Genomic DNA, 662 nt, shown 5'->3' on the forward strand with positions numbered 1-662 from the left:
CAKAGCTGAGCAACCTAATGAGCTTGCAATACGATGCACCAGACGTTCGCCAGCGTTTAGCGGGCATTGAGCGGGCAATGAAAGAGGCTGACGTGCTGTTGTTGGACGACTTCGGAACAGAGGGCGGTATGAAGCTAGACATCAAGCCAGTGAGACGTGACATGCAAGAGTTGATGTACCGTGTTGCGAATGCTCGTCTTGATTTTGAAAGCAACACGCCTCGTCTATCAACGATCATCACAACCAACAACGAGATGGATGAGCTTGAACGCATGTACAACAGCAAACTCATCAGCCGAATTATTCCAAAATCAAAAGATTGCACATTAAATTTTGAAAAACTAACAGACGTAAGGGGGAAAAGATCGTGACTGCAGACGAAATGATAAATAGATATTTGCAAAGCTTGGATAAGCGGCTGCGAGCATACGAAACGGCATTGAATCAAACAGTAGCGGACATCTACCGTTATTATGACAGTGGCTGCCTAAACGTTACTGAATCACAGTGGCAAGACATCATCGTGCTTGTTGGGGGAATTGTTCAGGCAAATACACGCATGATTCATGAAGCGTCAGATAGCGTATATGCTGACGGCAAAGTTTCGGGTAGCTTGCTTAAGTTAATTAAACTAGCTAAGCACTTCGCATCACTGGACTTCT

Annotated in this window: 1 protein-coding gene and 1 pseudogene; both read left to right on the forward strand. The window is 45.1% G+C overall.

Annotated features, from left to right (window positions below):
- Positions 1–371: pseudogene (locus tag BVJ53_RS14705) on the forward strand (ATP-binding protein); the annotation flags it as partial.
- Positions 368–662, forward strand: a 295-nt coding sequence (locus BVJ53_RS14710; RefSeq protein WP_129302978.1) for a hypothetical protein, incomplete at its 3' end; no start/stop codon positions are given. The pseudogene BVJ53_RS14705 and the gene BVJ53_RS14710, both read left to right, overlap by 4 nt.

The organism is Lacticaseibacillus chiayiensis, assembly GCF_004123795.1.
Lineage (GTDB): Bacteria > Bacillota > Bacilli > Lactobacillales > Lactobacillaceae > Lacticaseibacillus > Lacticaseibacillus chiayiensis.